Annotated in this window: 20 protein-coding genes, 2 tRNA genes and 1 pseudogene; 12 read left to right on the top strand and 11 right to left on the bottom strand. The window is 56.5% G+C overall.

The genetic code is table 11. The features are described 5' to 3' along the window. Positions 1–41 precede the first annotated feature (41 nt). From glpX to FN806_RS05165, 4 genes are all read left to right on the top strand, one after another. Positions 42–1025, top strand: coding sequence for a class II fructose-bisphosphatase (gene glpX / locus FN806_RS05150; RefSeq protein WP_142634684.1), 984 nt, complete (start codon positions 42–44; stop codon positions 1023–1025). Positions 1026–1116: 91 nt separating this feature from the next. After that, positions 1117–2859, top strand: a complete 1743-nt coding sequence (gene recJ / locus FN806_RS05155) for a single-stranded-DNA-specific exonuclease RecJ (protein ID WP_142634686.1) — start codon at positions 1117–1119, stop codon at positions 2857–2859. Positions 2860–2957: 98 nt separating this feature from the next. Beyond that, positions 2958–3032: transfer RNA gene (locus tag FN806_RS05160), tRNA-Glu, on the top strand. Positions 3033–3103: 71 nt separating this feature from the next. Continuing rightward, positions 3104–3178: transfer RNA gene (locus tag FN806_RS05165), tRNA-Glu, on the top strand. Positions 3179–3183: 5 nt separating this feature from the next. Here the strand turns inward: FN806_RS05165 and FN806_RS05170 are convergent. From FN806_RS05170 to FN806_RS05200, 7 genes are read right to left on the bottom strand one after another with little or no spacing between them, the layout of a single operon-like run. Further along, positions 3184–5025: a V-type ATP synthase subunit A gene (locus FN806_RS05170; protein ID WP_142634688.1), complete on the bottom strand. Its 1842-nt coding sequence runs from the start codon at positions 5023–5025 to the stop codon at positions 3184–3186. Then, a complete protein-coding gene (locus tag FN806_RS05175; protein WP_142634691.1) occupies positions 5022–5714 on the bottom strand; it encodes a hypothetical protein in 693 nt (230 codons plus the stop codon). Before FN806_RS05175 ends, FN806_RS05170 begins: the two co-directional genes overlap by 4 nt. Before the next feature lies 1 nt (position 5715). Beyond that, positions 5716–6393 (bottom strand): hypothetical protein, encoded by a 678-nt coding sequence (locus tag FN806_RS05180; RefSeq protein WP_142634693.1) that lies wholly within the window; start codon positions 6391–6393, stop codon positions 5716–5718. Continuing rightward, positions 6393–6836, bottom strand: coding sequence for an ATP synthase subunit C (locus tag FN806_RS05185; RefSeq protein WP_142634695.1), 444 nt, complete (start codon positions 6834–6836; stop codon positions 6393–6395). The genes FN806_RS05180 and FN806_RS05185 overlap by 1 nt, the downstream gene beginning before the upstream one ends. Next, a complete protein-coding gene (locus FN806_RS05190) occupies positions 6833–8629 on the bottom strand; it encodes a V-type ATP synthase subunit I (RefSeq protein ID WP_142634697.1) in 1797 nt (598 codons plus the stop codon). Before FN806_RS05190 ends, FN806_RS05185 begins: the two co-directional genes overlap by 4 nt. Beyond that, positions 8626–9231: a V-type ATP synthase subunit D gene (locus tag FN806_RS05195; protein ID WP_142634699.1), complete on the bottom strand. Its 606-nt coding sequence runs from the start codon at positions 9229–9231 to the stop codon at positions 8626–8628. The genes FN806_RS05190 and FN806_RS05195 overlap by 4 nt, the downstream gene beginning before the upstream one ends. After that, a complete protein-coding gene (locus tag FN806_RS05200; protein ID WP_142634701.1) occupies positions 9209–10570 on the bottom strand; it encodes a V-type ATP synthase subunit B in 1362 nt (453 codons plus the stop codon). The genes FN806_RS05195 and FN806_RS05200 overlap by 23 nt, the downstream gene beginning before the upstream one ends. Positions 10571–10889: 319 nt before the next feature. Between FN806_RS05200 and FN806_RS05205 the strand changes: the two genes are divergently transcribed. From FN806_RS05205 to FN806_RS05240, 8 genes are all read left to right on the top strand, one after another. Then, the gene (locus tag FN806_RS05205; protein ID WP_142634703.1) at positions 10890–12629 is read left to right on the top strand and encodes an ABC transporter substrate-binding protein; all 1740 of its coding nucleotides are present in this window, start codon (positions 10890–10892) and stop codon (positions 12627–12629) included. A gap of 62 nt (positions 12630–12691) precedes the next feature. Then, positions 12692–13741, top strand: coding sequence for an ABC transporter ATP-binding protein (locus FN806_RS05210; protein WP_142634705.1), 1050 nt, complete (start codon positions 12692–12694; stop codon positions 13739–13741). Position 13742: 1 nt separating this feature from the next. Beyond that, the gene (locus FN806_RS05215) at positions 13743–14819 is read left to right on the top strand and encodes an ABC transporter ATP-binding protein (protein WP_142634707.1); all 1077 of its coding nucleotides are present in this window, start codon (positions 13743–13745) and stop codon (positions 14817–14819) included. Continuing rightward, positions 14816–15679 (top strand): carbohydrate ABC transporter permease, encoded by an 864-nt coding sequence (locus FN806_RS05220; protein WP_142634709.1) that lies wholly within the window; start codon positions 14816–14818, stop codon positions 15677–15679. Before FN806_RS05215 ends, FN806_RS05220 begins: the two co-directional genes overlap by 4 nt. After that, entirely contained in the window at positions 15676–16473 is a 798-nt protein-coding gene (locus FN806_RS05225) for a carbohydrate ABC transporter permease (RefSeq protein ID WP_142634711.1), read from the top strand. The genes FN806_RS05220 and FN806_RS05225 overlap by 4 nt, the downstream gene beginning before the upstream one ends. Positions 16474–16481: 8 nt before the next feature. Next, a complete protein-coding gene (locus tag FN806_RS05230; protein WP_142634713.1) occupies positions 16482–16886 on the top strand; it encodes a DUF2160 domain-containing protein in 405 nt (134 codons plus the stop codon). A gap of 65 nt (positions 16887–16951) precedes the next feature. Then, positions 16952–17347 carry a BlaI/MecI/CopY family transcriptional regulator gene (locus FN806_RS05235; RefSeq protein WP_142634715.1) on the top strand — a complete coding sequence of 132 codons (396 nt, stop codon included), beginning with the start codon at positions 16952–16954 and terminating at the stop codon, positions 17345–17347. Further along, a complete protein-coding gene (locus FN806_RS05240; protein WP_142634717.1) occupies positions 17334–18431 on the top strand; it encodes a M56 family metallopeptidase in 1098 nt (365 codons plus the stop codon). Before FN806_RS05235 ends, FN806_RS05240 begins: the two co-directional genes overlap by 14 nt. Positions 18432–18648: 217 nt before the next feature. Here FN806_RS05240 and FN806_RS05245 read toward each other — a convergent pair. From FN806_RS05245 to FN806_RS05260, 4 genes and pseudogenes are all read right to left on the bottom strand, one after another. After that, positions 18649–19194 (bottom strand): annotated as a pseudogene (locus FN806_RS05245) (DDE-type integrase/transposase/recombinase). A 105-nt stretch (positions 19195–19299) separates the two neighbouring features. Further along, positions 19300–20349 (bottom strand): hypothetical protein, encoded by a 1050-nt coding sequence (locus FN806_RS05250; RefSeq protein WP_142634719.1) that lies wholly within the window; start codon positions 20347–20349, stop codon positions 19300–19302. A gap of 22 nt (positions 20350–20371) precedes the next feature. After that, positions 20372–20683 carry a MocE family 2Fe-2S type ferredoxin gene (locus FN806_RS05255; RefSeq protein ID WP_142634722.1) on the bottom strand — a complete coding sequence of 104 codons (312 nt, stop codon included), beginning with the start codon at positions 20681–20683 and terminating at the stop codon, positions 20372–20374. Then, a complete protein-coding gene (locus tag FN806_RS05260; protein ID WP_142634724.1) occupies positions 20683–21843 on the bottom strand; it encodes a fatty acid desaturase family protein in 1161 nt (386 codons plus the stop codon). Before FN806_RS05260 ends, FN806_RS05255 begins: the two co-directional genes overlap by 1 nt. Positions 21844–21905 lie beyond the last annotated feature (62 nt).

Below are 21905 nucleotides of genomic sequence, written 5' to 3' on the forward strand. Positions count from 1 at the left end.
ATGCCGGACAAGACGCCGATACTGACCTGAGGATAGTGAAAATGAGTGCTGCCAAGATTGATTTCAATGACCGCCTGTTGTCTCTGGGCCTGGCGCGGGTTGCGGAACAGGCTGCGCTTGCTTCGGCTTCGCTGGTTGGACGGGGTGATGAAAAGGCCGCTGACCAGGCCGCTGTGAATGCCATGCGCGAACAGCTGAACCTTCTGGATATCGCCGGTGTCGTTGTCATCGGTGAAGGCGAGCGCGACGAAGCGCCGATGCTGTACATTGGCGAAGAGGTCGGGTCCGGCAATGGTCCCGGCGTCGACATCGCGCTGGACCCGCTGGAAGGCACCACGCTGACCGCCAAGGACATGCCCAACGCGTTGACTGTCATTGCGATGGGTCCGCGCGGATCAATGCTGCATGCGCCGGACGTCTATATGGACAAACTGGCCGTTGGCCCGGGCTTCCCCGAAGGCGTTGTCAGCCTGGACATGAGCCCGCGCGAGCGTGTCGAAGCGCTGGCCAAGGCCAAGGATTGCGAGCCTGCCGACATTACCGTCTGCATTCTGGAACGCCCTCGGCATGAGGCTATGATTGCCGAAGTTCGCGAAACCGGTGCATCTATCCGCCTGATCACCGATGGTGATGTTGCTGGCGTCATGCACTGCGCCGAAAGCGAAGTCACCGGGATCGACATGTATATGGGCCAAGGCGGCGCACCCGAAGGTGTTCTGGCCGCCGCAGCGCTGAAATGTATGGGCGGGCAGATCTTTGGTCGCCTGCTGTTCCGCAATGATGACGAACGCGGCCGCGCAGCCAAAGCGGGCATCACCGATCTGGACCGCATCTATTCGCGCGATGAGATGGTAACCGCCGATGTGATCTTTGCCGCAACCGGCGTCACCGGCGGCTCTTTGCTGCCGCGTATCAAGCGCGAGCCGGGCTGGGTTGAAACCACCACTCTGCTGATGCGGTCGAAAACCGGGTCGGTTCGGCGCATGTCCTACCGCACGCCGACGTGGTCGCATAACGACGGCTAAGATCTTGCGCCTGACCATCGTGCAGGGCTATCCATAGAAATGATAAGGCCGGGTCCGCGAGGGTCCGGCCTTGGCACATCAGGGGCAGGACATGAGCTTTCTTGGGGTTGAACATTCACTGTCAGCACGTCGCTGGGTCGGCCCCTCGGCGGATGTAGAGCGCGCGACCGAGGTGCTGGTACAACAAGCCGGATTGCCCCGGGCCGTCTGTCAGGTTCTGGCCCGGCGCGGTGTTCCGGCAATGGAAGCTCCGGGATTTCTAGAACCCAAACTGAAAGAGCTGTTGCCCGATCCGCGCGCGATGAAAGACATGGAAACCGCTGCAACCCGTTTTCTGACTGCGGTCCGTCTAAAGCAGCGCATTGCGATCTTTGCCGATTATGACGTCGACGGAGGCAGTTCGGCTGCTCTGCTACTCACGTGGTTGCGTCAGATGGGCCTGCAGGCGACGCTCTATGTGCCTGACCGGATTGATGAGGGCTATGGCCCCAACGTCCCGGCGATGCAGGAACTGGCCGCCGCGCATGATCTGATTATCTGCGTCGATTGCGGAACCCTCAGCCATGAACCCATCGCCGCCGCAAAGGGGGCCGATGTCATCGTCCTGGACCACCACCTTGGTGGCGAAACTTTGCCCGATTGCGTGGCCGTGGTGAACCCGAACAGACAGGACGAAAGCGGCGATCTTGGCTATTTTTGTGCCGCCGCCGTCGTGTTCCTGATGCTGGTCGAGGCCGGACGGCAACTGCGCGAAGCGGGTGCAAAAGGGCCTGACCTGATTGCAATGCTAGACCTTGTGGCGCTGGCCACGGTGGCGGATGTGGCTCCTTTGATCGGTGCAAACCGCGCGCTTGTGCGTCAGGGGCTGAAGGTCATGGCGCAACGACAAAGACCGGGGTTGGTGGCGCTGTCGGATGTGGCGCGGATGGATTCCGCGCCCAACAGCTATCATCTGGGGTTCATGCTGGGCCCGCGCGTCAACGCAGGGGGCCGGATCGGCCAGGCCGATCTGGGTGCCCGGCTGCTCAGCACCGATTCAACCCATGAAGCAGAGGCTCTGTCGCAGCGGCTGGACGAGTTGAACACCGAGCGGCGCGATATTGAAAATGCGGTTCGGGCAGCCGCCATGGAACAGGCCGAAGAACGGGGCCTTGATGCGCCCTTGGTCTGGGCGGCCGGGGAAGGCTGGCATCCGGGCGTTGTCGGCATCGTCGCGTCGCGCCTCAAAGAAACCGCCAACCGCCCGGCCATCGTCATCGGTCTGGACGGGGATGAGGGCAAAGGATCGGGCCGATCAGTGACCGGTGTCGATCTGGGTGCCTCGATTCAGCGGCTGGCGGCGGAAGGTCTGCTGGTCAAGGGCGGCGGCCACAAGATGGCGGCTGGCCTGACGGTCATGCGTGATCAGCTGGAACCGGCGATGGAACGGCTCAGCGAATTGCTGGCAAAACAAGGGGCAGGTCAAACCGGCCCTGCTGACCTGAAACTGGAAGGCACACTTATGCCCGGCGCGGCCACTGTCGATCTGATTGAACAGATTGAAAAAGCAGGGCCTTTCGGCGCCAGTGCTCCGGCTCCGCGGTATGCCTTTCCGGACTTACAAGTGCGCTTTGCCAAGCGGGTCGGCGACTCCCATCTGAAGCTGTCGCTGTCGGACGGGGTGGGTGCCGGGTTGGATGCCATTGCGTTTGGCGCCTTTGACGGACCAATGGGGGAACGGCTGACCAATCACGGCGGCGCACGCTTTCATTTCGCCGGACGACTTGAGGTGAACACATGGGGTGGACGGCAAACTGTACAACTCAGATTGGAAGATGCCGCCGAGGCGATCTAAGGCCGCATTCGCCACCGCCAAAAAACTTTCACAACCCTGCGTTTTTCGGCTTGCGGGGGTCAGAGTGAAACCGTAAAAGGCCCCCCACAAGCTAGCGTGGCCCGTTCGTCTATCGGTTAGGACGCCAGGTTTTCAACCTGGAAAGAGGGGTTCGATTCCCCTACGGGCTACCAGCTTGAATTTTCGCCTATTTTCCAGCGGGTTGGCCATAGCTAGCCGTGGAATTGCCAAGGCTAGCCAATGTGGCCCGTTCGTCTATCGGTTAGGACGCCAGGTTTTCAACCTGGAAAGAGGGGTTCGATTCCCCTACGGGCTACCACTTCATCACACACCGAACTTTTCCTGACACAGGGCCTGCACCTGTCCCCAGACAGATTTGAATTCCGGCGTGTTTTCGGCGGCATAGTGGAAGTTCTTCATCAACCCTGTAAGCTGAGTGAAGACCTGGCGTACCTCGGCCTTGTCGGCGAACTGCGCGGTGGATTGAGTGACGCCATAGACCAGTTTGAACGTCATCTTCTGACGCTCTAGCGGCACCGACGCATCCACCGGGTCAAAGGCATCCTGCTGCAGATAGACCATGTCGACAAACAGCGCCTTTTGCTGAGTCACAAAATCCTCGATCGTGACCCCTTCCTCGCCGGTCACCTGCATCATCTGGTCAACCTGTTCGCCCCTTTCGATCAATGCCAGCAAGTCGCGCACTTTGGCCGTCCATCCGGCTTCGGCGTTGGTGTCGTACCAGTCCGAGAGCTGTTCCAGATAACGCGACCAGCTGAGCATCGGATCGACTGCGGGATAGAACCGCTTGTAGGCGCGTTCGGACGACAGGCCGAGGAAACACTTCACCGTGGACAGCGTCGATTGCGTGACCGGTTCATCAAAGTTCCCACCTGCCGGTGACACGGTCCCGATCAGGGTCAGGCTGCCGGTGTCCCCATCATTGGTCTTCATCGCTCCGGCGCGTTCGTACAACCCCTTGATCGAGCTTTCGAGATAGGCGGGAAAGCCCTCTTCCCCCGGAATTTCTTCGAGCTTGCCGGAGGTCTCGCGCATGGCCTGAGCCCAGCGGCTGGTACTGTCCGCAATCAGCAGCACGTCGTACCCCATCTGGCGGTAATATTCGCCCAGGGTGATCCCGGTGAATATAGACGCCTCGCGCGCGGCTACGGGCATCGAGGAGGTGTTGCAGATGATGATCGTCCGGTCCATCAGACTGCCGCCAGTGGTCGGGTCGGTCATCTTCGGGAATTCCGCAATCGTCTCGACAACCTCACCCGCGCGTTCACCACAGGCCACCACGATCACGATGTCCACCTTGGCGTTGCGTGCAATCAGGTTCTGCAGCACCGTCTTGCCTGCGCCGAACGGACCGGGAATACAGGCCGTCCCACCGCGGGCAATCGGAAAGAACGTGTCGATCAGGCGCTGAGAGGTCAAGACAGGTTCGGTTGGATAGAGCCGCTCGGACAAGGTGCGTTTCAGAACGTTTTCCGGCAAAGCCCGCCGTACCGGCCATTTCTGCGACAGGGTCAGCGTGTGCTCACCGCCCTGTGCATCTTCAAGCCGCGCCACGATATCATGGATCATGGCCGCACCCTTCTGAACCCAAATGACTTTGTAGTCCCCAACCCAATTAAAGGGCAGCATGATCTTATGGGTGAAATGCCCCTCGGGCACCGCCCCGATGCTGTCGCCTGTTGTGACCGTGTCGCCCACCTTGACCGATGGGGTAAACGACCACTTTGCCTGAGTGTCCAGCGGCGCCACGTCCGCCCCACGCGGCAGAAAGATTCCGAATTCTGCCGCCACTTTGGCCAAAGGCGACTGCAAGCCGTCAAACACCTGCCCCAACAGCCCAGGACCAAGTTCGACGGAGAGCAGCTGCCCGGATTGTTCGACCGGGTCGCCCACGGCGACGCCATCAGTGCTTTCGTAAACCTGCACATCGGCAGTGTCGCCCCGCACCCGTAACACTTCGGCTTTCAGACGTTCCTGACGTCCACCGGGGCCGGGCCGCGTGGGCAGAATGAAAACGACCTCATTCTTGACCAGCTGTCCGGGATGGCCTGTGGCATCAGGGTTCGCCTGAATTTGTACCAGCCCTTCCTGTACCGAGACGACGCGGGCAGTAGAGGTCTGCGTGGCGGAGGTTGGGGCTGTCATGCGCTTACTCCCTCGAAATCTAAGTCGATCGCACTTGCCATGGCGTGTTGCGCCAGTTTCTCAAAGCGCGTTGCCGCGTCACGCGCATTGCTTTGCGCCCAGCGATCAAAAATATTCCAGATCAGAACATAAATCGCCACGGCTTCGAAATCGAACAGATGGCGCGCGGCGTAGCGTTTCAGTTGCTTATGGCTGACCGACAAAAGCAACCGTTCAAGCCCCAAGGGATCATCGACATCCAGCAAGTGTTTGGCTTCTTTGATCCAGGGCATTGGGGTTTCCAGCCGAAAGGCAGGGTCGCCCCAGTTGGCCGGAATGAGTCGGCTCCAGCGTCCAATGCCATAGACGCCACTAGGTGCAGCACCCCCCTGTTTGCGCAGGCGCAGCGCGGCAACCGCCGTCCTCAAATCCATCCGTTCCATGAACAGCTTGCGCAAGGTCAGTTGTGGAATGTGCCGGAGCGCTTCTTTGCATCGCTCAATGGTCTGTGCATCCGTGACGTTCATATCATAGTTGTTCCAGTTCAGAGCGTGTTCCATTACCTCCAGAACCCGTGCATCCGCTGGTGTCAGCACCCGCAATCGCCGGTCCAGCCTGAGCCGCGACAGCGGAGGTTGTTTGGCGATGAACAACCGTTCCGAGCCCGGCAGGCTGCTGATCAGCGCGATATAGGCGTCAGGGTCCGACATGTTACCGGATCACACCTTCCAAAACGGCACGAAACCGCGGCTGCAAATGTTCCATCAACAACGAGGCGACGGCCTTATCGGTCAGATCCAGAACAACCCCCTGTTCATCAGCCCGGATGCGGATGCCATTCTGGGTGTCATCCGCGCTGTGCAGCTCAACCTGTTCCTTCAGCATTTCAGCCGTCAGTCCCAGAACGTAACGCGTCAGCTTTCCCGACTGAATATCATCGGCGTTCTGTTTGATGTCATCCTGAGTGGCGACCCTGGGAGGCAGTATGACCTGCGCGGGCCCTTCCAGTCTGGCGTCTGACGCGGCGCGACCGACGACTTCAAGGATCATTTGTTTCAGCAGTTCAGGATCAGTCATTTCTTGGGTGACCAGCCGTTCAACATCCTTGCGGAATCGATCTGTCAGACCGGCCTTCATTGTAAGCACCGCATCACGCATCGCTGTGTTCAGCGCCTCTTCTCCGGCTGTGCGATAATTATCCGCCTCGGCACGGGCCTTTTTCCGATACTCATCTACGTCGCGCTTGGCATCGGCAAGAATTTTGGCCGCCTCGGCTTTGGCATCAGCGCGCAGCTTGTCTGCATCGGCCTGACCGGCAGCCACACCATCGCTGCGCAGCTTGTCGATCAGCGCATCCACCCCATGCGAAATCATCCCGTCCTGTGCCATCAGCTAATCCCCGCGCTGATGACCAAAGCAAAGACAAAGGCAAATACGCCAAAGCCCTCGATGATTGCAGCCGGCGCAAGTGACAGGCCAAAAATCTCGGGCTTTTCCTTGGTTGCGTTGATCGCTGCAGCACAGGCCCTTCCCTGCCAGATGCCGCAATACATCAGGGCGATGCCCGACAGGATACCGATCCCGAACAGCCCGCCTGCATTTTCAGGCGTCACATCGCGGTTCAGTGTAAACATGATGACAATGCCGTAGATCACCATGGTCGAGGGAAAGGCCGACACGCCAATGAACCGGCCATACCCGCCTTCGGTTTCCGTCATCGCTCCGATACTGGCCTGTCCAGCAATGGAACAGCCAATCGCGCTTGCTGCGGCGCCCAGCGCCATGGGGGCATAGATCCCCAACCAACCCAATGTAAGTACAAGCTCATTCATTCCTGAACCTCCTTGCGGGCGAACGGGCGAAAGACGATGCCTTCATCCGGCAGACCCCATTTAAAGAATTCGATGTAATTGAGACGTAATCCGTGAACGACGCCACTCATCATGGCGAGCGCGAAATTGAGGATGTGCCCGGCGATCAGGATCAGCACGCCAAACAGAAGGCCCAGCCCTTTCAGGGACTGCATCACCGAGACCGCCAGATCGTTGAACGTGATCGCCAGTGAGGCCGAGGCCAATCCCAGTGCAAACAGGCGCATATAGCTAAGAACATCTCCAAAGGCGCCCATCGCCCCGGCCAACCCCTGTACCCCTTCTATAAGGCGCCAAAGCCAGTCTGACGGTTTGGCAATCTTGCGCTCGCTGGTGAACAGAAGGATCGCCAAAGCGCCTGCGATCATAATCGCAGCACCCGGTGCTGTGGGTCCCCCTTTCATATAGCTCAGCCACAGTATGAACCCGCCGATCAACACCGCGATCCAGCCAAGATTGGCAACGGAACTGCGCCGCCCCCAAGACGCGCGTGCTGCAAGCGCATTCGCCAATATCAGGTGCAGAACGCCGACCACGATTGAAATCATCATCATCGAGTCGAAATTGTTCAGGTCCAACAGCTTGAGTTTCCCCCAAATCGTGCCCGAGGCCGGGGAAGCGCCAAAATAGCTTCCAACCAAAATCCCGTACAGGACCGTCGCGCCCGAGATGATCAAACCATAAAGCCGCCACGATCTTTTCGCCGGTGTATTGTCGAGACGTTTCCAGAAGGCCAACAGCCCCAGCAGGATAACCAGGCCATAGCCGGCATCCGCAACGATCATCGCAAAGAAGATGGCAAACGAGACGGACACGATTATGCTGGGGTCCCATTCTCGGTACCCGGGAACCTGATAGAACAGGGCAAGGTCCACCGCTGCACTGCGATTTTCCGGCTGCTCAAGCAGCGTCGGAGGCATCTCGTTCGGGCCCGGGTCTTCGATCAAAACAGCGGCGTTCTGCGAATTGGCCATGTCCAGGACAGTCTCGACCTGATCGCTGGGCACCCAACCCTGCAAGGCAAACACTTTGCCTTCGTCGCGGACCTTTTGCGTGGCATGGGCCAGTTCGGCTGCGCTTTCGGCGGCGGCAAGATTACGCCGCATCAACGTCAGAAAACGGGTCTGCCCGATACGCTCGGCTTCCAGCGCCTCAATGGCGATTTCGGCCTCTTCCAGCTGAGCTTCAAGCTCGTGAATGGGCAACGAACCCGTATGGGTGCGCGGCACTGGAAGGATGTCGTCTTCGGGATCTTCCGGGGCGATCAGAACGGCGTAGAGAAACCGGTGATCCTCTTGCAGGATGGCCCAGGGCAACTGAAGCTCCACCAGTGCCTCACGGTGTTTTAGCGGCAGTTGATAGAACCAAAGCCGGTTGCCTGCCAACACATCACTCGGCGGAAAATCCAGATCTCCCCACGGGCGCACCTGAGCGATCCGGTGGGCCAAAAAATCCCGGTGGTCGGTCATATCCCTTATGCGCTGCATCAAGTCCAGGACTTCACCGACGAACTGGTCCATATCAAAACCAGAATCGCGCCGAACCTGACGACGCGTTTCCGACGATTCTTTCAAAAACCGCAATGCTTTATACGCATTTCGGGCACCACGCTCATTGATCCGCTCTGGCTCTGCCGGCGGCGGTGCCAAAGGCAAAACATGCATGCATCCCAATGTCTGCAGCGCGCCCAGAGTGTCCCCCTTGTTCGCGGCACGGCCGACCAAAGACAGTTTTTTCAGCCTTGCAACACTCATGCCGCAACCTCCTTCGCATGTTTGCGTTTGGAGATTTTCGAGCGCACAACGGATTGCATCTGTTCATCGCTCAGATAGATGCGGATTTTCTTGATGTTGGCCCTGGCGCGCGGGATCAACACCTTCTCGAACAGATTGACGCGCTGGGTGATCGTGGCCACTGATTTGTCAAAAATCCTGACCCTTTCTTCGGCCACTTTCACGCGCAATCGGGCTTCGATCATGTCATGCAACAAACGCGCCACTGCATCCACCCAATGTGGCTTGGCCAAAAGGGAATACGGACGTACCGCGACCTCGATTCGGTCCAGATCGGGCATGGTAACGCCAACCACGTTGACCTTCTTCAGCCGGTAATCCTTTAGTTCGACCAACCCTTCTAGGTCGACACCTTGTTGCGCCAGCATGGGCAGCTTTTCCCCGACCTGCTGTGCCAAGCGCGTCACCTCCTCCTGCAGGTACTGCACATTTTTACGTGCCTTGGCCCGTTCAGCCATCAGTTGCTGAAGCTTCAGGTCCAGAGACGGCAAGAACCGCTCATAGCTTTTCAGCTGCGTCTGCTCGCGTGCAAGCGACGATTTATTCAGCTGCAACCGCGCCATGTGCATCCTTTGGGAAGTATTTGTCGATCAGATCCTGCTTCATCAGCAACTGCTCGGGGGCAAAGCATTCAGCTAGTGTCTTCCATCCCAGATCTAGCGCATCCTCCAGCGGGATCGAGACGTTGATGTCCATAAAGCGTTTGCGGAACAAAGCGCCGAATTTCAGCAACTGGTTGTCATAATCCGATAGGTCAAACGCCATGGCCTGTTTCTGCGCGGCATCTCGGCTTTCGGAATAGAACCGGATCATCGTGTTCATGATCTGGCCGTGGTCTTCGCGTGTGGTTTTGCCGATTACATTCTGCTTGAGGCGTGACAAACTGCCGAACGGGTCGATCACCCCGGAATGCAGGTAAAACTGGCCTTCAGTGATATACCCGGTGTTGTCCGGCACCGGATGCGTCACGTCATTCCCGGGCATGGTTGTGACAGTCAGCACAGTAACCGATCCACCCTTGGCATAGTCGCAAGCTTTCTCATACCGTCGTGCCAGTTGCGAGTAGAGATCGCCCATATATCCACGCTGCGATGGGACGCGTTCCTGACTGATCCCAACCTCTTTCATCGCATCGGCATAGGCGGTCATATCCGTCAGCAGGACCAGAACACGCTTGCCCTCTTCCACAGCGAATTTCTCGGCAACGGCCAGCGCCATATCCGGCACCAGCAGGCGTTCGACCAACGGGTCCATGGCCTGATTGACGAACATCACGGTCCGCGAGAACACGCCCGCATCCTCGAACGAGGTTCTGAACGTGTGGAAGTCGTCAAAAATCAGCCCTAGCCCGCCAAACACAACAATATCCGCATCCGCCTGAATGCCGATGCGGCTGAGAAACGCGTTGAACGGCTCGCCGGATACCGAAAATATTGGGATCTTCTGGCTTTCGACCAGCGTATTGAACACGTCGATCATCGGCACATCCGTGCGAATCATCTTGTTGGGAACCGACCGCTCAACCGGGTTCACCGTTGGTCCCCCAATGTCGATGCGCGGTTCGGCAGACAAGTCCGGACCGCCGTCAATCGCCTCGCCTGCGCCGTCAAACACCCGGCCCAGAATATTGGCCGAATACGGGGTTTGCATCGGATGACCAAGGAACGTTGCTGTCGCCTCGGTCGAAATCCCCTTAGTACCCGAGAACACTTGCAAGGTTATCACATCGCGGTCGATGAAGATGACTTGCGCCAGCGTTCTGTGCCCATCGACAGTTTCGATCACGGCCAGATCGTTGAAACGCACCGTCGCGTCAGCGGACCTGTCACTCGGAACTTTTATCTTTAGCGTATCCCCCACGATCTCGAGAACGCGGGTAAATCTCAGAAGACTTCGGGACATTGCTGATCCTCTTAGCCTGAAAACTTGATTGAACTCAAATCGTGCAGCAAACGGTCACAAAGGTCTGCTTTTCAAATCGACCCACATCACAGCGTCTGCCGAAAAACCATGCGCGCGACCCTGCATTCAAGGGGTCTGCGAACTGAAATTAATGGGCAAATGGTGCTTTAAAACATGATATAAATCAATTCATTTTCAGAAATTTATCCCGGCCATCACCTCAATTACTAAAAATTTAGTTTGACACGCAGGAGGCAAATCGCTGATGCTGATCGTCATCCGGTCTGCGCCGGATCACATTATCTTTGGGAGGAAACAGATGCGGAGACATCTACTTTCCGCAGTGGCGGCGGCTGCCGTCATTGCGGGGCACGGTCCCGTTTGGGCCGACGAAGCCGCAGCACAACGTTGGATCGACGACGAATTCCAGCCATCGACCCTGTCGAAAGACGAACAGATGGCCGAGATGCAATGGTTCATCGAAGCTGCACAGCCTTACAATGGCATGGAAATCAACGTCCTGTCCGAAGGCATCCCTACGCACTCTTACGAATCTGAGGTTCTGACCAAGGCGTTCGAAGAAATTACCGGCATCAAGGTCAATCACCAGATTCTGGGTGAAGGCGAAGTAGTTCAAGCCGTTCAAACCCAGCTGCAAACAGGTAGGAACCTGTATGACGGCTACGTGAACGACAGTGACCTGATCGGCACCCACTCGCGTCTGCAGTTGGCGTATCCGCTGACCGACATGATGGGTGGCGACTGGGCGGGCACGACCTCTCCGACGCTGGATCTGGATGACTTCATGGGCATTCAGTTCACCACCGGTCCGGATGGCAAGCTGTATCAGCTGCCTGATCAGCAGTTTGCGAACCTCTACTGGTTCCGCAAGGACTGGTTCGACGATGAGGCAAACAAAGCCGCGTTCAAAGAGAAGTACGGCTATGATCTGGGCGTTCCGGTCAACTGGTCCGCTTACGAAGACATCGCCGATTTCTTTACCAACGATGTGAAAGAAGTCGACGGTACCGCGATCTATGGCCACATGGATTACGGCAAGCGCGCACCTGACCTGGGTTGGCGTATGACCGACGCGTGGCTGTCGATGGCTGGTGCTGGCGACAAGGGTGAGCCGAACGGTATCCCCGTTGACGAATGGGGCATCCGCATGGAAGCGGGCACCTGTAACCCTGTTGGCGCATCTGTGTCGCGCGGCGGTGCTGCTAACGGCCCGGCTGCGGTCTATGCGATCCGTAAGTGGGACGAATGGCTGCGGAACTACGCTCCTCCGGGTGCGGCGTCTTATGACTTTTACCAGTCTCTGCCTGCGCTGAGCCAGGGCAACGTAGCCCAGCAGATCTTCTGGTACACCGCCTTTACCGCCGACATGGTGAAGCCGAAATCCGAAGGCAACAACACCGTGGATGACGAAGGCACGCCACTGTGGCGGATGGCGCCCAGCCCGCACGGCCCTTATTGGGAAGAAGGCCAGAAGGTTGGGTATCAGGACGTGGGTTCCTGGACCTTCCTGAAGTCGACCCCTGCGGATCGTGCTCAGGCGGCTTGGCTCTATGCCCAGTTCGTGACATCCAAGACGGTCGACGTGAAGAAGTCCCATGTGGGTCTGACTTTCATTCGCGACAGCTCGGTCAACCACGAGTCGTTCACCGAACGCGCGCCCAAGCTGGGTGGTTTGGTCGAGTTCTATCGCTCACCTGACCGCGTGGCATGGTCACCGACCGGCATCAACGTGCCGGATTATCCAAAGCTGGCCCAGATCTGGTGGCAGCAGATCGGTGACGTGAACTCGGGTGCCTTCACTCCGCAAGAAGCGATGGATCGTCTGGCCGAAGAGATGGACATCACAATGGGCCGGATGCAGGCCGCGGATGAAAGCGCCGGTGTCTACGGCGGTTGTGGTCCGCGCTTGAACGAGCCGCAGGATGCGTCCTTCTGGCTGGAAAAGCCGGGTTCGCCAAAAGCCAAGCTGGAGAACGAAAAGCCGCAAGGCCAGACCGTCAACTATGACGAACTGGTTCAGCGCTGGCAGTCCCAGTAAGCGTAAACTCGTAGGCCGGGCTCAGACCCGGCCTACCCCCAAATACCCCCAGAGAACACCAGATGATCGAACTTCAAGACGCGACCAAACGAGTCGGCAACGTCATCCATATCAAACCCACGAATCTGACGCTGCAAACAGGCCATTTCAATGTGTTACTGGGTGCCACCGGTTCCGGGAAAACATCACTGATCAAGATGATGGCCGGACTGGATCCGATCGCCGCAGGCAAGGTCCTGATGGACGGGCAGGACGTGACTCGGCTGAATACGCAGAAGCGTAAGATCAGTCTGGTGCACCAGTTTTTCGTCAATTACCCCCATATGAGCGTTTTCGACAACATTGCCTCGCCCCTGCGCGTAGCAGGCATGGCGAAAAGCGAAATCGAAGGCCGCGTGGAAGAGGCCGCTGATCTGCTGCAGCTGCGCCCGATGCTGCAGCGCCGCCCGCACGAGCTGTCGGGTGGACAACAACAACGCACCGCTTTGGCCCGAGCGATTGCCAAGGAAAGCCGGGCCGTGTTCCTTGATGAACCCCTTGCCAATCTGGACTACAAACTGCGCGAAGAGCTACGCGAGCAACTTCCTGATCTTTTTGCCGGACGCGGGGCCGTTGTGGTCTATGCGACTTCAGAACCGGAAGAAGCATTGCTGCTCGGTGGTCATACCGCTCTAATGGCAGACGGCCGGGTCACCCAATTTGGGCCAACCGCTGATATCTACCGCAATCCGGAAAACATCGCTGCCGCACGTGTGTTCTCGGATCCGCCCATCAACGTCGCGCATATCACCGTCTCGGGTGCGCAGGCGCAACTTGCAGGGGGCGGTGGATGGGCCGTCACCGGCATCGCAGACGGTGAATACACAGTGGCGGTACGCCCGCATCGCGTGACGCCATTCCGCACATCGGACGCAGATGTAGAACTGACCGGGCGTGTGATCGTGACCGAGCTATCCGGATCTGACTCCAGTGCGCATTTCCAACATGGGAACGACGCATGGGTTTCATTGGCGGCGGGCGTACATCCCTATCAGGTTGGCGAAGACCATAGTTTCTATATGAATCCGGCCCATTGCCGGTATTTCGGCCAAGACGGCAAAAGGGTGGCCTGACATGGCACAGATCAAGCTTTCAAACCTTCGACACAGCTATATGCCATCGCCGCAAGGCCCCGAAGATTATGCGCTGAAGGAAATCGACGTCACTTGGCGCGATGGTGGGGCCTATGCGCTGCTGGGGCCATCGGGCTGCGGCAAGTCTACACTGCTGAACATCATCTCGGGCCTGCTGACACCCTCTGAGGGGCAGATCCTGTTTGATGACCGCGACGTGACCGCCCTGCCCCCTGATCAGCGCAACATTGCGCAGGTTTTTCAGTTTCCAGTGATCTACGACACGATGACCGTAGGCGAGAACCTAGCCTTTCCTCTGAAAAACCGGGGCGTTGACGCGGCAAACATCAAGCGGCGTGTTGATGAGATTGCCGAAATGCTGGATGTCGCGGATATGCTGGGCACCAAAGCCTCTGGCCTGAGCCCGGACAACAAGCAAAAAATCTCGATGGGGCGCGGACTGGTGCGCGATGACGTGAATGCGGTGATGTTTGATGAGCCGCTGACCGTGATCGACCCGCATCTGAAATGGAAACTGCGGTCCAAGTTGAAAGAGCTGCACCAGCGTGTAAAAGCCACAATGATCTACGTCACCCACGACCAGACCGAGGCGTTGACTTTTGCTGATGAAGTCGTGGTCATGCAGGATGGTGAAGTGGTTCAGATTGGTACGCCGGTTGAACTGTTCGAGCGGCCTCAGCATACATTCGTTGGTCACTTTATCGGCTCGCCCGGCATGAATGTCTTGCCCTGCGAGACCAAGGGCGATCGCGCTATTTTCGAAGGGCATGAGGTGGTCTTGGAAGGTCCGACCCATGGTGAAGGTGGTCGCACCGATCTAGGAATACGCCCGGAATATGTAGGCTTCGGCCAATCCGGCATACCGGCACATGTCACCAAAGTAGCCGATATCGGGCGCCATTACGTGGTCAGTGCCATGGTTGGGAACACACCGATCAAGGCCGTCACCGAACACAATGCGCCCGAACAAGGCTCGATGGTCTTTCTGCAATTCAAACCCGAGCAGTCCCGCGTCTATCGCGACGGCTGGATCGCAACGCAGGAGCGGGCCCAATGAGAACAATAAACCAAAGAGCATGGTTCTTTGTCCTGCCGGTTCTGGCACTGGTTGCGTTCAACGCGCTGGTGCCAATGATGACGGTAGTCAACTACTCGGTGCAGGAGACCTTCGGCAATAACCAGTTCTTCTGGGAAGGGCTGGGATGGTTCGAACAGATCCTGCGCTCCGACCGTTTTCAGGCCGCTTTGGGGCGACAGTTCCTGTTTACCTTCATGATCCTGATCATCGAGGTGCCGCTGGGCATCATTGTTGCCCTGTCGATGCCGCGCAAAGGCTTTTGGGTGCCGGTCTGTCTGGTCCTGATGGCTCTGCCGATGCTCATCCCCTGGAACGTAGTCGGCTCGATGTGGAACATCTTTACCCTGCCAAAAATCGGCCTGCTGGGGTATTTTCTGAATGACGTGCTGGGCATCAATTATGACATGACACAGCAGCCATTGTCGGCCTGGATCACTGTCATCATCATGGATGTCTGGCACTGGACTTCGCTGGTGGTTCTACTGTGCTATGCGGGCCTGGTTTCGATCCCGGACGCCTATTATCAGGCGGCCAAGATCGACGGTGCAAGCCCGTGGTCAGTGTTCCGGTATATCCAGTTACCCAAGATGAAGACGGTTCTGACAATCGCCATCCTGCTGCGGTTCATGGACAGTTTCAATATCTACACCGAACCCTTCGTTTTGACTGGCGGGGGTCCCGGAAACTCGACCACCTTACTGTCGATCGATCTTGTAAAGATCGCACTGGGACAGTTCGACCTTGGCCCTGCGGCTGCGATGAGCTTGATCTATTTCGCCATCACACTGCTGGTCTCATGGGTCTTCTACACTCTGATGACAAAGGATGACGCCGAATGAAAAAGCGCTCCCTCATCCCGATCCTCTATATCGCGTTCCTGATGTTGCCGATCTATTGGCTAGTGGCGATGTCCTTCAAGACCACGAACGAGATCCTGTCGGGCTTTTCTCTGTTCCCGCAGACCTTTACGCTGGAAAATTACATCACGATCTTCACAGACCCGACGTGGTATTGGGGCTACATCAACTCGATCACCTATGTGACGCTGAACACGGTACTTTCCGTCTGTGTAGCCCTGCCAGCGGCCTATGCGTTCTCACGCTATCGGTTCCTAGGGGACAAGCAGTTGTTCTTCTGGCTGCTGACCAACCGGATGGCACCGGCTGCTGTGTTCGCCTTGCCGTTCTTTCAGCTCTATTCGTCAATTCAGTTGTTTGACACCTATCTGGCGGTGGCGCTGGCGCATACGCTGTTCAACGTGCCGCTAGCGGTGTGGATTTTGGAAGGGTTCATGCGTGGCATCCCCAAAGAGTTGGACGAAACCGCTTATGTGGACGGGTATTCCTTTCCGCGCTTTTTCGTCACGATATTCCTGCCAAATATCAAAGCGGGTGTAGGCGTCGCGGCATTCTTCTGCTTCATGTTCTCATGGGTCGAAATGCTGTTGGCCAAGACTCTGACAGCGGTCGAGGCCAAACCCATCGCTGCCGTAATGACCCGAACCGCGTCCAGCGCCGGGTACGAATTGGGCCTGCTGGCCGCCGCCGGGACGCTGACCATCATCCCCGGCGCCATCGTCATCTGGTTTGTCCGCAACTACATCGCGCGTGGTTTCGCGATGGGGCGTGTATGAGGTTCGATATGCGTAAACTGCTTTTGATCCCCTTTCTGATCCCCGGTTCGGCCTTGGCGCAAGCACAGGCCGGGTGGGGAAGTGTGGGTCAGCCCGAAGAAAAAGAGTTTTCCTGGACCGCGCCCTTGTGGCCGGATTTCTGGATGGCGTGGACACCGGCGACCCTGGCCGTATTTGTCGGCATCTTTTCAGCCATCGCGCTGATCGGTCTGCTGGAAGGGTTCAAATACCGCGACGGGATTGAACGGCGCGGCGTTCTGGGCTTGACCACCACATTGGGCGACCGGCTGTTCATCACATTGCTTGGGGCAGCTTACATTTTTCTGGCCTGGTTAGGGCTAGTCGGGCAACCGGTCTGGACACCGCTGTTCCTGTCCATCGGCTGGGGCGTTTTCGTGTTCTGGAAAGTTTAAGCTTTGCGAAACCATCAAAGGATGCTTGTCTGTCAGGCACAGGTAAAATGACGGCACTGGGATCAATGCGAAAGAAAAAGACGACAAACCTGCTGACCGAGGTCGAACTGGAGTTCATGAACGAACTCTGGGCTCTGGGTCAGGGCTCGGTGCGTGATGTACTGGACCGGCTGCCACCAGATCGGAACCTGGCCTATACGTCAGGGGCCACAATCCTTCGCATTCTTGACGAAAAAGGCTTTGTAGAAAGTCGCAAAAACGGCAAGACCCTGAGTTATACGCCGCTTCTGGAAAAGGATAGGTATCAGGCGCGCTCACTGCAGAACCTGTCACGAACCTTGTTCGATGACACACCAGCCACGCTGGTTGCACGGTTGGTAGATGACGCCGGTCTGAGCGAGGCAGATCTTGAGGATATTCGGGCACTGGTAGAGAGGAGACTGCAAAATGACAGCGGTTAAACCGGTTCTCGACGCATTTCTCGAACTGAATCTGGTTCTTGCCCTAGCAGCGATTGTATGGATCGCGGCAAGATACGTGGTTTCAATGACGCAGATGCGACACGGGTTTGTTGCACAGCTGCGCGCATTGAAAATTCTGTGTCTTTGCGTACTGCTCAGCCCCCTTTTGGCAATCGGGGCTGGTTTGGTCATGGCGATGTATTCCGTTGAAGGCGGGGTCGCCATTGGGGATCTTGCCGTTGCCGCCTATCTGCGTGGCGATATCGCCATGCCCGCCACCCAGTTCGAGGCCCTGCTCAATACCCGGCAAAGGTGGATCGAACAGACCCTTGCAGGAGAAAACCCGATTATATCGGCAATCTTGGTGGTAATGGCGCTCTATTCTGCGGTCTGCATCCTGCGCATTATCCGTGACGGTTTCGCAATCCGAGGCATTGTTCGCTCCAGCTATCTGTGGCGAAGCTCGGAAAAGGTCGATATCCGCCTGTCCGACCGGGTCACAGTCCCCTTCGCCGTTCGCGGTTTGTGGCGCAGGCATGTGGTATTGCCCAGCCATCTGCTCAACACCCCCAGCGATATGCGGTTTGCCCTTGCACACGAGCTGCAACATGTAAGGGCTGCCGATGTTGAATGGGAACTGGGGTTCGAGCTTTTGCGGCCGTTCCTGTTCTGGAACCCGGCATATCTGATTCTCAAGTTTCAATTCGATCGGCTGCGCGAGCTGGCCTGTGATCAATCCGTCGTTTCGCGCCGTGAAATCAACGCGGTCGAATACACGTCCTGCCTGCTGAACTATTGCTCCAATTCAGTAATGCGCGGCAGCCCGCGTGTATTGAACGTAGCATTGGTTAAAGGGGGCAAGGCCAAACGCGTCTTGCGTCAACGTGTGATTGCCCTGGCAGATGCCCCTGCAATCCAACCCACAATGCCCCCTCTGTTCTTTGCCTTAAGCGTGGCTTTTGCTGTGATATTGGCGTTAGGCGCTGCGTCATTGCAGCCTGTAGACGACTGGAGCCATGACAGGTTGATGTTGTCGACAGTTGTGAACCTTGAACGGTTGGAAGCCCGCAATCAGGGCAACTGACCCTTATTCGTGGGAAATATTCTCGAAGGATCTGCAGCGCGACGCACATTCTTGCAGCGAAGCCAATCTGCGTTTGCAGAAGAAAGAAATCGCAGGTTGCTTGGTGAAACAGGCTGAGTGGCGGTGCTGTCTGGCAAATTCGAACCAGTCTCAGTCTACCTCAGAAAGCTAAAAATTAGGCGAAACTAAATTGGCTCCACGCCGAAAGGGCGGCAGTTCAACTGAGTTTGAACTTGTCGCGTGAGTAAAGCTACCGTTCATGATTGAAGTGACTATGGACGGAAGTGTCGTCTGCGGCAAAATTTTGCAAACATCACATTTGCCGGAGGCAGAGCATCGCACGTTCTTTTCGCCGACGGAAGATGTGAATACTCAGCAAGATTGTTCTTCCTACGGCCAGTTTCTTGTCCTAACGCATTCCCTATGACTTTCATCGCCGCGTCGTAAGAGTGCAACTTGTCAGTGACGACGAAACCCTGACTGGCCCCATCGTTTCATCGCTTTCTTCAAGTGTAAAAGGGCCGCAACACGATCCCGGCGCTTCGTGAAATAGATTTCCAGCACCTCGCCTTCATTGTCGGCTACCCGCCACAGGTGATATTGCTTGCCGTTGATCTTCAGCAATAACCATATTTTGATGCCGCTACCAGTTCGCGAAACATCGCATCCGATTTATGCGTTTTCGGCTAATTTCTGCGGCACAGATAGGGCCAAACCTATTCAACCAGAATCGAACGTGCACGATGACTGCTAGACGAATGATCTCAGGGTTGGTTTTGAAGCAGCAAAAAAGTGAGCGTTTTTGTCATCAAGCGAAGCTACGAAACTGCCCTGCCTGTCTCAAGCCAATTTCCCCTGCACCACCCGTTCAAATGTTCAGGGCTTGCGGATCGAATGGCACAAGAATCTCCTGATTTTCTGTACCTCGGATCAAAAGTTGGTTTCCCAGAGTTTCAACTGCAATCACCCTGGCTCCACTACGCCAACGAAGCGCCCCGATGACATGTGTAACCTCAACTTGGCGATCGGGGTTTAGATGAATGACGCCGTGATCGTTCGGGAAACTGTTTTTGACATTTCCCAGGATGGGCGAAGCGGCCCCCTCCTCAACCCCAAGGCAGGAGAAGTGGCGGCTCGACCAAGGAGCATAATATCGACCACCGTTCGAATGCCACAACATCGTCATCGGCAAAGCCTGAGCCGATTTAAGCGACAGGAACATGTCGCCCTCCACCGGGCGAGTTACCGCGGTCCAACCCAATTTCTCTTCAGGCGAATCCAATCCAACAACAAAGTCTTCACTCTGTGGAGACCATGGGTAGTTTGACAGATTCACTTCGCGGTCTTTCCCGGGAAAAGACGCCAACGTTTGGCTTTCAGCCGGATATCTAAGCGCTGAATAGCCTAAGGCCGGATCAACTTCCTGTTCAACCTTAGGCGTTCTCCAACACTGCTTTCGAGAGGTATGAATGATCCCACCATTGGGCAAGGATACATTTGCGTGATTTGCAACCGGCATCGTGCCGTCGCCACCAATGAAAGTGTGACGCTGGTAGACGAATGGATGCTCAGGATGCAGTGTAATCTCTTTTTGCAGCCTAGCTCCATAGACCGTTCTGTCGAGCTCAGCGCGCAAATAGCTGTCGGTCTTTTCTTCAAGTCTCCAACGAGAATTAGCTGGCCACCCATGCAGCGGTGATGTCCCCTCAGTTGACCCGAATGGGGCGCAGAAGAAATCACCGCCGAGTTTTTCCAAATGAGGTGCTATACCTTCGGGCATAACTTCGTCTGTGCCGACCCAAGGTGCGCGATGTAGTGGTGAAATCTCAGCGTCACCGTCGTACACACTGAAACTCTCGATCAACCCCAACTGCAAATCGAATGAAAGCCGGATGCCTGTTGCGGACAGCTCGATCACAAACCACTCCTAGCCCAAAAAGTCATTCCACCAATACCATGACGCGACCATTACCTACTCTGGTTTCGTAGGTGCGAAGATCTTCGCATACGGGCGCCCTCAAAGCTTTGCCCGTGCGATAGTCGAATAGCCCATTATGCTTGGGGCACTCTATCTCGTTGTCCATCACCAGCCCGTCCGACAAGTGCACTTGTTCGTGTGTACAGAGGCCGTCGGTGCAATAGAACTCATTGTCCAAACTGCGAACAATCAAGTAGGTTTTACCGTCGTGGTCCCAACGAATGAGATCTTCTTCCTCAACATCGTCTACGGCGCATGCGTCAACCCAAGGCATTACGTTCCTCCTCGATCACCGATTTCTAACCCCGTGTTTCTCTCCGGAACTGCCAAGTGAAAATGTTCCCGATATGGGCGGGCCGTCGGTGGGAGAGACTTTCGTATGGCGTAACTCGGGTCAACACGCTGCTTCATGACGGAACCCATCATTTCTTTGTAGCCGTCCCAAATCGAAGTATTCGGCGGCGGCAGATCATCCTTGATCAGATCATGAAGCGCTGGAAGAGAGTAATACGGAACCATCGGGAACATGTGATGCTCAATATGGTAATTCATGTTCCAGTAAACCCAACGGCTTATCGGGTTCATATAAAGTGTACGTGAATTTAAACGGTGATCAAGAACGTTCTCCGCAAGCCCTCCATGCTGAAGCAACCCCGTCATTACAAAATGCCAACACCCATAGACCCGAGGACCTCCGATTAAGAGTATGAGGATCAGGGATTTCCATGCGGCCCCGGAGACAAGCAAAACAAATGAAATCAACAAGACGGCAACGTAGATTGCAATGTGAATCCGCGCCCAAAGGACCGCTTTGGGCCATTGGCTTTCCGGAATGTAATCCCGCTCTTCTTGCGACAAGTTCCCCATGGCATTTCGCATTAGAACTTTGAGCGAAGTCCACGTTTCAACAATCCCCACAAACGCAAGCGCTTTCAGGACGAGGCTGATCGGGTGCATCCACGCTATTTCCGGATCGCGGCCAACAATGAGTGTATCGGTGTGATGCCGAGCATGGCTCCAGCTCCAATTGACCGGGTTTCGCATAATCTGGAAGGACGCGATGTGGTACACGACGTCGTTCATCCAGCGGGTTCGAAACGCCGTTCCGTGTCCGCATTCGTGCCAACGGCTATCGCAGGCCGAACCATACACGACACCGTATGCAAACCAGAAAGGCACGCAAAGCCAGCTACCCCAGAAGTACAGCCCGCCAGCCGCAAATACAAAGTGCAAAGCGATCCAGATCACTGTGTCACGAATGGCCGGCGCATCCCTGCGCTTCATAAGCGATTTCAGCTTCTTACGAGGAACATCGCTGTGGTACCATTCCGCGGCCGAAAGACCGTTTTCGATCGCTTGACGCGTATTTACACCAGTCAGGGAATAATCCCGAACAGTGAGTTCAGAGCCAATGGGTGTGGTCGACTTACTCATTTCCCCTGTCTCCATCGCTCACAGCGCCTCCCGCTTCTTTCTAGACTATAGCAAAGGCGCTT

The organism is Ruegeria faecimaris (assembly GCF_900182615.1).
Classification (GTDB): Bacteria; Pseudomonadota; Alphaproteobacteria; order Rhodobacterales; family Rhodobacteraceae; genus Ruegeria; species Ruegeria faecimaris.